Raw genomic sequence first — 13592 nt, forward strand, 5'->3', positions numbered from 1 at the left:
TATCCTGCTCACCAGCGCCGCGAGAACCGTAGCGTGAACACCCGTCCCAGCAGGGTCATTCACCACGAACCGCGAAGAGCCAGTTCAACACCATCACCCGACGGATCGTGCTGATCATGCTGCTGGGCCTGCCGTTCTTCTCCGGGATCATGGCGTCGGCCGATGCCGTGCTGGTCTCCGGTGCCACCTGGATCGCGATCGTGGCCTGGCTGCGCACCGCCCTCACGCAGAACCGTCTGGCCCTCGGCCTCGGGGAGAAGGTCACCGCGTGGCGTGCAGCCCGCGGTGCGGGCACGGGCTCTGCCTCGTCACGCACGGGGGAGTCGGCACAGGGCCGGTCCACGGGGTCTGCCGAGGCTGAGGCCGTCGAACCGGCGCACGACGGAGCAGGCTCTCCTGTCGATGCCTGGTCTGCCGAGCCTGCGGGCGACGACGCCGACGGGGAGGGTGCGGTCGATTCTCCAGCGGGGCCGAAGGCTGCGGAGGCAGCGGGAGTCGATCCTGCCTCCGAGGCGAGTACCGAGGCGAGTACCGAGGCGAGTACCGAGGCGAGTACCGAGGCGAGTACCGAGGCGAGTACCGAGGCGAGTACCGAGGCGAGTACCGAGGCGAGTACCGAGGCGAGTACCGAGGCGAGTACCGAGGTGAGCAGCGAGGCGAGCGACAAGGCCCGCACTGAGCCGAGCGCAGAGGCCAGCGCCGAGAAGAGCTCCAGGGGGAGCTCCGGGCGGCGCTCGGGCCGACGGGCCGGGCCTCGCCCGCAGAACACCGGCGGTGCGGGCACGAAGGCCTGAACAACGCCAGGCGGCCCTGGGGGAGCGTGCTGCTCCTCCAGGGCCGCCTTCGTCGTTCTCCCGTCGGGCCGCGAGAAGCCGTCACGCCCCGTCGAGCAGTGGTCCACGTCCGGGCCGAGGAGTCTCCTGTCCAGCGCTGTGAACGCCGGTCACTCGGACCGGAACTGGTCCTGGGTCATCGCCTTCGTCTGCTCGTACTTCCGGCGGATGTCGGCTTGGCTGTCTCCTTCGACCCAGGGGCGCTCCAGCGCGACCAGAGCGGCCCAATCGACCACGGTGGTGACACCCATCGTGAGCAGAGCCCCGGAAGGCGACGGCGCGAGGAGCAGCCCGATGAGGAAGCTGATCGGCACCGGAAGCACGGCGACGATCACCGTCATCAGGACGCTCCCGGGATCCGGGTGCCGGTGACGGAGAACGAAGATCCGCTCCACACCGGTCGTGGCGAGCTCGATGGCGATCATCACGACCGACGCCGTGACGATCGCCGTTCCCGCGGGAACGCGCGCGGTCCACCCGGTCAGGCCCACCCCCCAGAGCAGCAGAGCGATCGCGACGACCTTGACCACCCCGGTCGCCAGATGCCCCATGAGGGCGAAGGAGAACGTCGGCGGGACGAAGTCGCTGGCATCGTCGGTCTCTGCCACCACAGGAGGTCCTTTCGGGTCGACGATCGGGTCAGAGAGAGCAGGCGGTGACGACGCTACCAACTCCGGGATCTCCCTCAAGGGCCTTCCCCGCTGCGTGCTCAGAGCCGTCGGTCCGTGCAGGTCAGCCTCAGGACGGAGCGCCGTGCGCCGGCCACCTCGCCGAGAACCATCCACAGGTCCTGATCAGTCCTCGGGGCGTGGAGCTCAGCCCTGGAGGCGGTCCGGGGGGAAGGTCGAGCGGGAAGCGCGGTGCGCGGCCTCGATGAGCCGCAGAACGTCGACGGCATCCTGCGGATCCACCGGCACCGGTGAGCCGGTGCGCAGGGCGACGGCGAGCTCGCGGTAGTAGCGGCCGTAGTCCCCGGTCCCCGCGGGCGTGCGCGTCACCTCGTCACCGGAGCTCAGCTCGCCGCGGTCCTCCTCGGACTCGAGGCCGAAGCCCGGGGTGTCCGGAGTCGTCCCGGCGAACAGGGCCGCTTCCTGGGGGTCCTTGCCGACGGTCCGCCAGGCACCCTGGTCGCCGGAGACCTGGAACCTGGGACCTGCCAGGGCGGACAAGCTCGACATGGTCAGCTGCGAGGTGACGCCCCCGGCGTGGGTGAGGATCAGCTGGACCACGGTGTCGGCGCCCGCCGTCGTGCGGGGACCCGCCGACTGCGACCCCGCAGCGGCAGGTGCTGCCCGGTCGCCGGAGCGGGCGACGGCCCGCACCGAGGCCAGCATCTCCGTGACCGGACCGAACAGCTGGACGGCCTGGTCGAGGAGATGAGGGCCGAGGTCGAAGAGGACTCCGCCGCCCTCGGAGACGGAGGTGTGCGCCTTCCAGCTGCGCTCACCGGCAGGCTTCCACCGCTCGAAGCGGGACTCGAACGTGTGGACCCGGCCGAGGTCCCCGGCCTCCAGGAGGCCTTTCAGGGTCAGGAAGTCCGCATCGTACCGACGGTTCTGGAAGACGGACAGGCGCCGACCCAAGGCATGAGCCTCGGCGATCAGCGCCTCGCCCTCCGCACTGGTGGGGGCGAACGGCTTGTCGACCACGACGTCCAGGCCGGCGCGCAGGGCTGTGCGGGCCAGGTCGACGTGGGAGGACGGCGGCGTGCAGACGATCACCAGATCGAGGTCCGACGCGTGGGCCGCGATGTCGTGCGGGTCCTCGATGATCGTCGCGCCGGGGTGGTCCTGCCGCGCCTGAGCGGCCCGCTCGGGATTCGAGGTGGCGACGATAGTGACCTCGTAGGCAGGATCGACGCCGAGGAAGGTGCCGTGGAAGTAGCGGCCGGCGACGCCGTAGCCAAGGATCGCGGTGCGCAGGGGCGATGGTGAGCGGCTCATTCCAGACCGATCAGCTTCCCGCTCTTGGAGAGCTCGGGGTCGGTGCAGGAGGCCAGGTCGAAGCAGCAGGGGCGCTTGCTGCCCTTGCGGAGCTTGTCGATCGACACGTCCACCCGCTTCGCGCGGGTGCTGTCGTTCTTCGTGGCACCCACCCAGCGCACCCACTCCCAGCGGGCCATGGGGGTGATGGAGTCCCACTGGTGCTCGACGTCGTCCGCGGCCTCGAGCGCCGCCCCGAGATCGCCGGGCACCTCGGGCTCGGGCCACTGCGCGGCGGTGGTCAGGGTGAAGTCGATGCTCGTGCCGTCGGCCGCACCGAGCGAGGTCACGAGCTCCTCGTCCAGGGAGATCCAGTGGCCCTTGCGGCCGTCGGGCTCCAGCACGAGCTCGACCTCGTGATCCTCCAGGGCGCCCACCATGGCGACCTGGCCGCGGGAGGGGAGCTGCGCGCTCGCCTCCTCGGGCAACGGCGCGATGAGGCGGTCACCGACCGCCCGTGCCGTGGCACGGCCCTCGATGGTGACGGTCTTCTTCGCAGCCATGGGGTGCTCCTCGGGACGTGATCGGGTCCGTGCACCCACCAGTTTACGAGGGCTGGCGACGAAGGGCCCGTGCCGTGCCGTGCCGTGCCCTGCCGTGGAGTGCCCGGTGCCCGGTGTTCGGCGCGCGCCGTGCTCAGGCTGCGCTGTCCGCCGCCTCGAGGGGGAGCCGGATCGAGAACGTCGACCCCGCGCCCGGTGTGGAGCGCACGCTGATCTGCCCACCGTGCTCGAGGACGATCCTCCGGGTCACGGCCAATCCGATGCCATGACCCTGGATGGCGCTCGTGCGTGCGGACTCCGTGCGGTAGAACTCGGTGAACAGGTCCGCCTGCTCCTGATCGGACATCCCGACACCGGTATCGGCGATGGCGATCTCCAGAGCGCCTTCGACTGCCCGACTGCTCACCGTCACCGTCACCGTCCCGCCGCGCGGGGTGTACTTCAGGGCGTTGGAGAGCAGATTGGTCAGCGCCTGAGTGATGCGGTGCTCGTCGATCGGGAGCTCCGGGGTCTCCTCGAGATCCTGCACGAGCCGGATCCCGGACTCCTGAGCGCTCAGCGACGCGGATTCGATGACCTGCCCGGCCACCGTCGAGAGACGATGCGGGCGCAGCGACAGCCCGCCGGACACGGAGCGTGTCACCTGGTCCTGCAGGAGATCCTCCACGAGGGCGAGCAGCTGCTCGGCATTGCGGTTGGCGACGCTCAGGTACGACGCGGTCTCCGTCGACAGGTCGAGGTCGTCCTGCGCGAGCTCGAGGTACCCGATCACCGAGGTGAGAGGGGTGCGCAGCTCGTGGGAGACGGCGGCGACGAACTGCTGCTGGGTGCGAGCGGCCTCGACGTAGGAGGTCACGTCGGAGAAGACGACCACGGCGCCGTCGCGATCGCCGTGCCGATCCAGGATCTGCCGGGCGGAGCTGGAGAATTCCGTGCCCCGGTCGCCGGGATTCCCGACCGAGACCACGTAGTTGCTGAAGGTCTCCTGGTTCACGGCACGTCGCACCGGGCGATCCTCCGGGGGGATCGGACAGGAGGTGCCCGGGTATCGGAGGGTCAGCTGCGTCTCGTCCGGATCCTCGATGCCCGCCGGCATGGCGAGCGTGTGGATGCGCTGCTGCGCGCGGTTCATGAGCAGGTCGTGGCCGTCGCGGTCGACCACCACGATCCCAACGTCCACGGAGTCCAGTCGGTGGCAGGTGCTCGATGGCAGGTATTCGGTGGCGGCACCGCCCGCGCGCGATCTACGGTTCCGGCATGACGCACCCCGAGCCCGCGCACCGACAGCTCTCGGGCCTCGCCGCCCTCGACAACGGCCGCTCGATCCTCCTGGTCACCGGACCTCCCGCCGCCGGGAAGTCCACGGTGACCAGGCTGCTGGCCGAGAAGCTGAGTCGTTCCGCGCTGCTCGCCGGAGACGTCGTGGCCCGGCTCGTGGTGCGCGGCTATGTGTGGCCGCTGGGGGAACCCGCCGACGAGGCCGCGCGGCAGGTCGCCCTGTGCAATCGGAACCTCTGCGACCTCGCACGGAACATCGCCGCCGCCGGGATCACCCCGGTCATCGACTGGATCGTGCCCGACCGTGAGCAGTTCGACGTGTTCACGAGCGCGCTCGGCGGCCTGGGGCTGCGCCCGGTGGTGCTGGCACCGGATCCCGCCGTCTGCGTGGAGCGGAACCTGCAGCGGGACGAACGCGAGAGGTTCGACGTCGACGACCACGCGGGCCTGCTCGCACGGATGGGAGCCGCGTTCGGGGACGACGTGCTCTGGGTCGACTCCACCCACCTCAGCGCGGAGGCGACGGTGGAGGTGATCGTGGAAGCTCCGGGCATCGATGGCGGCGCATGACCTGCACCGACGGCGTGATCTCCTGCCACCCGCCGGTCCTCGACCAGCCGGTCGTGACAGCCGGCCCTCGGGGACCGTATTGCGACGGAGAGCGACCGAGGGCAGCTGAGTGGGGCGGCGAGCCGTCGGGCCACCCTCTGGACCCTCCGTGACCTGCGCACAGCCTCGCGAGTACCGTGGCATCACCTCATCACCTCATCACCTCATCACCTCATCACCTCATCACCTCCTCACCTCCTCACCTCCTCACCGCGCTCCGCACCTCCTGTATCTCCCTCTGCGCGGGCCCGCCCTCCCGTTCGAAGGACCCCAGTGCCCGTTCAGATCGCCCTCGCCGCGCCGCGAGGCGTCGCCCGAGTCGGGTACGAGCTGTCATGATCACCACCGCCGCCCCGCGCCCCCGCCGCTTCGGCCCCCTGCGCGACAAGTACTCCCGCCCGTACCTGATGACCGCGGGGCTCTCGATGATGGGTGACAACATCGAGCACGTCATCACCTACTGGGTGCTCTGGCAGACCTTCCACTCGCCGTGGCTCGTCGGCTTCCAGGTGATCAGCCACTGGCTGCCCTTCCTGCTGCTGTCGGTGCTCTTCGGCGGCCTCGCCGAGAAGTACGACTGCCGGCGCATCATCCAGATCGCGCAGGGGCTGTTCGCGTTCGTGTCCCTGGGCTGGGGCGTGCTGTTCCTGACCGGCAGCCTGGAGATGTGGAGCGCCTGCGTGCTGCTGGTGCTGCACGGCTGCGCCGGCGCCCTGTGGGGACCGGCGGAGCAGCTCATGCTCCACGACTTCGCCGAGCCGCGCGAGCTGCCCAGCGCGGTGCGCCTGAACGCGACGTTCAAGAGCCTCGGCGTGCTGGCCGGGCCGGTGGTCGGCTCCGTGCTGCTCCTGCTGCTCGGGCCCACGTGGGGGATCTTCGCCAACATCGCCTTCTACCTGCCGATGACGCTGCTGATGATCCGTACGCCGTTCACGGGGCACTCCCGCAGCGGCCTGGTGATGCGCGAGCGGATCTCGATCCTGGACACCCCGCGCGTGCTGCGCACCGTCGCCGGGGACACGGTGCTCGTGGGCATGATCGCGCTCGCCGGGCTGATCGCGGTGTGCGTCGGCTCCTCGCTCACGGTGTCGATGCCCAACTTCGCCGACGCCCTCGGCGCGGGGGACGAGGGCGGCCTCGGCTACGGCCTGCTGCTGTTCGCCAACGGGATCGGCGGCGTGGTGGGCGGGTTCCTGCTCGAGGCCACCGGCATCATCAAGGCGGACGTCAAGGCCGCCGTGGTCGCCGCCGTGATGTTCGGGCTCACCAGCCTCATCGTGGCCACCACCTCGCACTACGGGATCGCCGTCGCCGCGCTCGTGGTGGGCGGCGTCGCGAACCTCGCCGCCACCTCGGTGGGCCAGGCGATCGTGCAGCTGCGCGCCCCGGCGGACCAGCGCGGGCGCGTGGTCGGGGTCTACGGGATGATCGGCAGCGGCATGCGCACCGGCAACGGCATCACCCTCGCCGGGCTCGGCGCCCTGGTCGGGGTGAGCGGCGCCGTGGCCGTGGGCGGGGTGGGCCTGATGCTCGGCGCGCTCGTGATCGCAGTGCTCACCGGGATGCAGACGGCCCGCAGCCGACGGGCCTGACCGGCCGACGGCTCAGACCGGTCAGCGGTGGGAGCGTCGACGCCCGGCGATCCAGAGCGCGATGCCGCCCAGACCCAGGGCCAGTGCGGCGAGAGCGGCCGGCACCGTGGCGTTGCTGCCGGTCTCGGCGAGGCCGCTGTCCGAGCCGTCGGAGGCCTCGGAGATCCCAGAGCCTTCCGAGCCGTCGGCGCTGCCTGAGGAGCTGCTGTCGTCCCCGGTCCCGGCGCCGTCCGCGACGCCGCTGTGCGTCCCGTTCAGGAAGGCGCCGATGCGGCGCACCTGATCGATCAGATCCTGCTGCGAGGGGTCTGCCGAGGAGGAGTCCTCGGCGCCAGAGGGCTGCGCGTCGGAGGCATCCGTCGGCTCAGCCGAGCCCGCTCCTCCGGCCGACGGGGCCGGCTCGTCGGACGCGGTGCTGTCGCCGGACTGCGTGCTCTCGTCCGACGGATCAGTCGTGTCCGATGGCGTGCTCCCGTTCGTCGGGTCACCCTCGTTCGACGGCGTGCTCTCGCTGGAGGGCTCGCTCGGGGCGACGGGCGACGGAGTCGGCGCATCAGGACCGAGCGTCCCCGCGGAGCCCGGCGTCTCGTCGTCCTGCTCGCCGTCGTCCCCGGCGGAGGGGTCACCCGGAGCAGGCGTCGTCTCCTGGCCGTCGGGCTCGGCGGGTTCGCTCGTCGGCTCCTCGGTGGGATCCGCGGTCTGATCCCCGTCGGGGTCCTCGGTGGGCGAGTTCGTCGGTTCCGGCTCCTGCGTGGGCTCCGGGCTCTCGGACGGGCTCGGGGTCTCTGTGGGCTCCTCCGTCGGCTCCTCGGCGGGTGCGTCGGAGGGGTCGCCGGAGGGGTCGCCGGTCGGCTCCTCGGTGGGCTCCTCCGTCGGTTCCTCCGTCGGCTCTGCCACCGAGAACGATCCGCTCACCTGCGTGCCCTCGACGTCGATCAGGAACTGGTAGTCACCCGCGGCCTCGGGGGTGTACGTCGTCGAGATGCTCTGGGCTTCGTTCGAGGAGACGTCCAGGGTGGTCCCGCCGCCGCCTTCGGACGGAATGATCGTCACCGTCCCGCTCTTGTTCTCCCCGAAGCACTCGCCGGTGATGGAGACCGTCTCGCCGAGGTCCACGCTCTGCGGGGAGGCGCCGGCGCTGGGTGCCTGGCACACCACGGGCGGCGCCGCCGGTGCGGCGCCTGCGACCGGCGCGGCGAACGTCGCCGACGGCATCAGGGCGCACGAAGCGACCAGCACCAGGCCTGCACCGAGACCGGTGGCGGCCGAGCGTTGACGACTCGTCACAGAAAGACTCCTCGGAAGACATGGACAACCAGTCATACTCTAGAGGGAGGGCACTCTGTGGTACGCCCAAGCAGGTCACATGGCCCGGCAAATTCTTCGTGAAGAACCCGGCAATCGGCGGCCGATCGAAGGAGCACGCGATGATGCAGGACGACGCACCCGCACCCGGCCCGGAGGGCGACGGGAGCACGGACCGAGCTCCTGCGGTCCCCACGGTCCCCACGACGCGAAGGGCCCGAGCGGCCGGCGCCGATCCGGGCACGGGCAACCCCGCAGAGATCGCTGTCGACACCCCGGCCGACATTCCTGCCGACATCCCCGTCGACGGCGCTCCCGCCAGCGGCATCCCCGCCCTCACCGAGGCCGAGGCGCGGGAGATCGCCACCGAGGCCGAGTCCGTGATCAGCGAGATCGCCACGGTGGTCGAGGGCAAGAGCGAGGTCGCCCAGACCGCGCTGCTCGTGCTGCTGGCCGGCGGTCACCTCCTCATCGAGGACATCCCCGGCGTGGGCAAGACGATGCTCGCGAAGTCGCTGGCCGCGGCGCTCGGCGCGAAGCGCCACCGCATCCAGTTCACCCCGGACCTGCTCCCCGGCGACGTCACCGGCGCGAGCATCTTCAACCAGGCCACCAGCGAGTTCGAGTTCCGGCCCGGCGCCGTGTTCACGCAGATCCTGCTGGCCGACGAGATCAACCGTGCCTCTCCGAAGACCCAGTCCGCCCTGCTCGAGGCCATGGAGGAGCGCCAGGTCAGCGTCGACGGCACCACCTACGAGCTTGAGGAGCCGTTCATGGTGGTCGCGACCGCGAACCCCGTGGAGATGGAGGGCACCTACCGGCTGCCCGAGGCCCAGCGTGACCGCTTCCTCGCCCAGACCTCCATGGGCTATCCCGTGCAGTCGGCCGAGTCCCGGATGCTCGCCGCGCAGGCCGGGCCGGTTCCCGTGGGGGACCGTGACGTCCTCGACGCCGTGCGCACCCGCACCACCCCCGAGCGGATCGCCGCCCACGTCCGCGCCGTGCGCCGCGTCCACGCCTCCGAGGTCATCCTCGACTACGTGGTGCGCCTCGCGGCCGCCACCCGCTCCCACCCGCAGGTCACCCTCGGCGCCTCGCCCCGTGCCGCCGTGCACCTGGTGCGGGCCGCCAAGGCGCATGCCGCGCTCGACGGGCGCACTTTCGTGGATCCCGAGGACGTCCGGTCCGTGATCATGCCGGTGTGGCGCCACCGCATGCACCTGACCCCGCAGGCCCTGTCCCGCGGCGCGAGCGCGGGGGAGCTGGTCGACCAGGTGCTGCGGAACACCTCGCAGACGTGACGCCGCGACCCGGGACCGTCCTGCGCCCCACCGCGCGGGGCATCGCCGTCGCGGTCCTGGCGCTGCTGTGCTGGGTCGCGGCGGACCTCACCCGTGTGCTGCCCGCCCGCTACATCGCGGCGGCCCTGCTGCTGGCGCTGCTGATCGGCGCGATCGGGATCGGGATCTCGAGCATCGGCCTGCGCGCGCGCCGCCAGATCATCGACGTCGCCGTCCCCGTGGGCTCCGTGGCCCGCGTGCAGCTCGAGATGCTCACCCGGTCGCCGATGACCGTGATCCCGCTGGCCCGCGGCGCCGTGCGGGAGCACCTCCCCGCAGCGCTCGGCGGCCAGGGCGACCTCCCGCTGTCCCGGCGGATGCCGCACGTGCTGCGCGTGGCCCACCGGGGATCCCATCCGCTGGGCCCGTACAGCGTCATCGTGCGCGACGTGTTCGGCCTGTTCCATCTGCGCCGCACCGTCGACGACGGCCTCCAGCTGACCGGCCTGCCCGTGGTCGCCGAGCTCGCCCCCGGCTCCGAGCGAGCCACCGGCATCACCCGTGACGGGCCGCTGAGCGCCCTGTCCTCCCCAGGTGTCGGCGAGATCGGGCCCATCGCGCGTCCCTACGCGGCCGGGGACGACATCCGTCGCATCCACTGGCGGGCCAGCGCCCGCACCGGCACGCTGATGACCCGCGAGGACGAGCCCGCCGCCGGGCACAGCGCCGTGATCGTCCTGGACACCACGCGCCGCGAGGACGTGGGCCCCGAGATCGAGGATCGCCTGGTCTCCCACGCCGCCACCGTGCTCGAGAGCCTCGGCCTCAACGGCTGGGACGTGCGCATCGTGGATGCCTCCGGCGACGAGATCACCCGCAGCGGCCGCCGCCGCGGCATCCCCGGCCCCTCCCCGCTGGGCAGCGAGGCTGACGCCGTCGAGTCCCGCGCCTCCCTGCTCGCGCTCGCCGACGTCGACTTCGACGACGACGAGGTCGCCACCCTGGGCGTGGGCATCGACCACGCCGCCGGGCACACCGCCCTCGCGATCGCCCTGGGCCCGGACGTCGGCGACCCCTTCTCCGGCCTCGAGCTGGACCGCTTCGCCGGCCGCGCCACCCACCGCACCGCGATCGCCCTGCGGCCCGCCCTCGAGATCGAGGATCCCCCGACGCCCCGTCGGGCCCGTCGCATCGGCCCCGCGGACGGCGACGACTTCGGGCACGCCCACGAGGAGCATGCGGAGAAGCTCGCCGCCGCCCGGCAGGCCCTCCACCCCACCCGCTCGACGATCGGCAGCTGGACCCTGGTGCGCGGCACCACCGCGGACACCCTCGACAGCCTGCTCACCGCAGGCGACGCGGAGGAGCCGGCTGTGAGCGCGAGCTCGACGACGGCGGGGGCGGAGTCATGAGCCCGCTGATGGGACGCCCCCTGCTGCAGGGCGGGGACCTGGTGGGTCGTTCCCTCCTGCTGCTGATCGCGATCCTGCTCGCCTCCGCCCCGCTGTCGATGCTGCTGGCCGGCTCCTCCTGGTTCATGCTCACCCTGACCGCCTCGACCCCCGTGATCGTCACCGGGATGGTGCTGCGCCAGTTCCTGCGCCCCCCGCTTCTGGTGCCCCTCGTGCAGATGCTGGTGGTCATGGTGCAGCTCGTGGTGGTCGAGATGGGGCACGGCCTCGTGGGCCTCGGCGACGGACCGATCGCCCTGGTGAAGGCCCAGGCCTCGATCTTCCCCGGCGCCTTCAACGAGCTGGCCGGCGGGATGGCGCCGCTGACCCTCGGCTCCCGCGGCACCGTGGTCGTGATGCTCGTGCTCGCCCTCGGCGCTCTGCTGCTGGACCTCGTGTTCGTGGACCTGGGGTGGCACACCCCCGTGGGCCTCGCCCTGCTCGGATCGCTGCTGATCCCGGCCCTCCAGCAGCCCTCCGGCGGCGCCTGGTGGACCGTCATGGGGCCGGTGCTCGCCGGCCTGCTGATCCTCGCCACCCGCACCGTGCACTCCGATCCGCGGTATCTCGAAGGGGACCGTCGGCCCCAGGCGGGCCCGCTCGCCAGCCCCGCCCGCGCGACCGGTGCGGCCGCTCTGTGCGTCCTGCTGGTCGCCGCGCTCACGGTGCCCGTGGGCCTCGCCCTCCCGAAGGTCGCACCGACGAAGGTCGCCCTGAACATGGACGTGATCAACCAGTGGCAGAACCGCGACATGCCGTCGCTGGGCCCGGTGATGATCGACGACGACATCTCCGTGCGCCGCTCCCTGCTCCAGCAGGAGGACGTCGAGGTGCTGCGCTACTCGACCACCGCGGACGAACCCTCATACCTGCGCCTGCGCACCCTGAACAGCTTCGACGGCGAGACCTTCCGCAACACGGCCGACGAGGACGGAAGCCCCGCGATGGGAGTCGGCGCGTACTCCGACGCCTCCGACGGCACCGATCCGGCCGCCGGGAACGACGCGGGCCTGCTGCGCACCGAGTTCCACGTGCTGGACCTCGCCGGTGACCGCCTGCCCGCGCCGGAGCGGATCCGCGGCATCGCGACGGACGAGGCGGACATCTCCCGTGACCTGCAGCTGAAGCCGACCAGCGGGGAGATCGCCCTGCGCGGGGTACGCGCCGACCTGAGCCGCCTGGACTACACCGTGCTGACCGCGCCGGAGAACGCCACCGCCGACCAGCTGCGCGGCGTGGACCCCGCCGTGTTCGAGCAGCCCTTCAACGCCGGGTACATCTCCCGCCAGGACGTCCCCCAGATCGCCCAGGACCTCGCCGTGGACGTCGCCGACGAGGCCGGCGCCGACAACGCCTTCGACACCGCCGTCGCCTACCAGGACTACTTCCGCAGCGAGTTCGCGTACTCCCTCACCGTGAACTCCCCGCCGGGGGAGGACCCGCTGGAGTCCTTCCTCGCCGACCGCATCGGCTACTGCGAGCAGTTCGCCGCCACCTTCGCCCTGATGATGACCGCGCAGGGATATCCCACCCGGGTGGCCATCGGCTTCACCCCCGGGAAGCAGGACGGCGACGAGTGGTCCGTGAGCGCGAAGAACGCCCACGCCTGGCCCGAGGTGTGGTTCGGGGCGCGATACGGCTGGGTGCGCTTCGAGCCGACGCCGGCCGCCGCCGCGAACGGGGTGACGCCTCCGGGGATCACCTCGGACAGCTCCACTGCGCAGGACGAGCAGCAGCCCTCCGAGGAACCCAGCGACTCACCCACTCCGGAAGAGGAGACGACCCCGGCCAGCGAGGACCCCACCACCACGGATGATCCCGAGGAGACGACCGACGCCTCGGCCTCCGACGACGGGGGAGCGGTGACCAACCCCGTCACCGTGGAGCGGGTCGAGAGCGGGCTGTTCACCGGTCTCACCCTCGGATTCCTCGTCGCCGCCGGCGGTGCGGCGGCCGTGGTGCTGATCCGACGTCACCGCCTGACCCTGCGCGATGAGCGGTGGAACAGCCTCGTGCGCGGGGGTGGTGAGGGCGGTGCTGGTGACGGCGGCGGCAGCGGTGGAGGCGGCGGTCCGGGCAGCGGCGGTGGCAGGCTCGATGCCGCGATCGTCGCCGAACGGGAGCGGCGCCGCGCCGGCGAGCTGGCGTGGTCTGAGCTGGGGCGCGAGCTGACGGTGCGCTCCGTCGCCATCCGCTGGCTGGGCTGGACCGGCGCCTGGAGCGCGCCGCCGCGGCTCCTCGCGCTCGACGGCGCCCTGCCCCCTGCGCGCGCCCTCGGGGACCTCCTGGACCAGATCGACGAGGGTGATGTCGAGGTCACCGACGAGCATCGCGCCGCTGCCGCCCGTATCGCGTCCGCCTACACCGCCGCTCTGTACGCCGCGCCCCTCCCGGAGCCGGCCTCGGTCGGCGCCCCGCCGGCGTCGAGCAGCCGCGTGGTTGGCGACGCGTCCCCGCATGCCCCCGAGCCTCACCTGGACGATCGAGTGCGACCTTCGGGCGGTCGTGACGCCTCGATACCCGCGCCAACGTCGCACTCGACGAAGGCCGGGCCTGGGGCTGGGGCTGAAGCCGGGCTCGGGGCTGAAGCCGGGCTCGGGGCTGGAGCCGGGGCCGGGGCTGAAGCCGGGGCCGGGCCTGGGGCTGGAGCCGGGCCTGTGGTTGGGGTCGCGCCGGGTGAACCGACGCCGGAGATGCCCGCGCTGCGTCGAGACGCCGATCTCCTCGCCACCCTGATCCGCAACGCTCGCTGACTCCCC

The 13592-nt window shown here is 71.9% G+C and carries 11 protein-coding genes; 6 read left to right on the top strand and 5 right to left on the bottom strand.

Going from position 1 to position 13592, the window contains the following annotated elements; all coding sequences use genetic code 11:
• Positions 1-107: 107 nt before the first annotated feature.
• Positions 108-794 (top strand): hypothetical protein, encoded by a 687-nt coding sequence (locus ABD093_RS05275; RefSeq protein WP_343922907.1) that lies wholly within the window; start codon positions 108-110, stop codon positions 792-794.
• Between the two features lie 149 nt (positions 795-943).
• Here the strand turns inward: ABD093_RS05275 and ABD093_RS05280 are convergent, their stop codons facing one another.
• From ABD093_RS05280 to ABD093_RS05295, 4 genes are all read right to left on the bottom strand, one after another.
• Positions 944-1441, bottom strand: a complete 498-nt coding sequence (locus ABD093_RS05280) for a hypothetical protein (RefSeq protein WP_343922909.1) — start codon at positions 1439-1441, stop codon at positions 944-946.
• Between the two features lie 207 nt (positions 1442-1648).
• A complete protein-coding gene (locus tag ABD093_RS05285; protein WP_343922911.1) occupies positions 1649-2776 on the bottom strand; it encodes a Gfo/Idh/MocA family protein in 1128 nt (375 codons plus the stop codon).
• Positions 2773-3318: a YdeI/OmpD-associated family protein gene (locus ABD093_RS05290; RefSeq protein ID WP_343922913.1), complete on the bottom strand. Its 546-nt coding sequence runs from the start codon at positions 3316-3318 to the stop codon at positions 2773-2775. Before ABD093_RS05290 ends, ABD093_RS05285 begins: the two co-directional genes overlap by 4 nt.
• Before the next feature lie 133 nt (positions 3319-3451).
• Positions 3452-4498, bottom strand: coding sequence for an ATP-binding protein (locus ABD093_RS05295; protein WP_343922915.1), 1047 nt, complete (start codon positions 4496-4498; stop codon positions 3452-3454).
• A gap of 77 nt (positions 4499-4575) precedes the next feature.
• Here ABD093_RS05295 and ABD093_RS05300 point away from each other — a divergent pair, with 77 nt between their 5' ends.
• The gene (locus ABD093_RS05300) at positions 4576-5166 is read left to right on the top strand and encodes a P-loop nucleotide/nucleoside kinase family protein (protein WP_343922917.1); all 591 of its coding nucleotides are present in this window, start codon (positions 4576-4578) and stop codon (positions 5164-5166) included.
• A gap of 374 nt (positions 5167-5540) precedes the next feature.
• Positions 5541-6797 carry an MFS transporter gene (locus ABD093_RS05305; RefSeq protein WP_343922919.1) on the top strand — a complete coding sequence of 419 codons (1257 nt, stop codon included), beginning with the start codon at positions 5541-5543 and terminating at the stop codon, positions 6795-6797.
• Between the two features lie 21 nt (positions 6798-6818).
• Here ABD093_RS05305 and ABD093_RS05310 read toward each other — a convergent pair whose 3' ends face one another.
• Complete coding sequence (locus tag ABD093_RS05310; RefSeq protein WP_343922921.1) at positions 6819-8084, bottom strand: hypothetical protein; 1266 nt, start codon at positions 8082-8084, stop codon at positions 6819-6821.
• Positions 8085-8224: 140 nt separating this feature from the next.
• On the opposite strand from ABD093_RS05310, the gene ABD093_RS05315 reads away from it, so the two are divergent.
• The 3 genes from ABD093_RS05315 to ABD093_RS05325 are packed head-to-tail and all read left to right on the top strand — an operon-like array spanning position 8225 to position 13586.
• Positions 8225-9403, top strand: coding sequence for an AAA family ATPase (locus ABD093_RS05315; protein WP_343922923.1), 1179 nt, complete (start codon positions 8225-8227; stop codon positions 9401-9403).
• Positions 9400-10794, top strand: coding sequence for a DUF58 domain-containing protein (locus ABD093_RS05320; protein ID WP_343922925.1), 1395 nt, complete (start codon positions 9400-9402; stop codon positions 10792-10794). Before ABD093_RS05315 ends, ABD093_RS05320 begins: the two co-directional genes overlap by 4 nt.
• A complete protein-coding gene (locus ABD093_RS05325; protein ID WP_343922927.1) occupies positions 10791-13586 on the top strand; it encodes a transglutaminaseTgpA domain-containing protein in 2796 nt (931 codons plus the stop codon). Before ABD093_RS05320 ends, ABD093_RS05325 begins: the two co-directional genes overlap by 4 nt.
• Positions 13587-13592 lie beyond the last annotated feature (6 nt).

It is taken from the genome of Brachybacterium tyrofermentans, assembly GCF_039526165.1.
In the GTDB taxonomy this organism is placed as follows: domain Bacteria; phylum Actinomycetota; class Actinomycetes; order Actinomycetales; family Dermabacteraceae; genus Brachybacterium; species Brachybacterium tyrofermentans.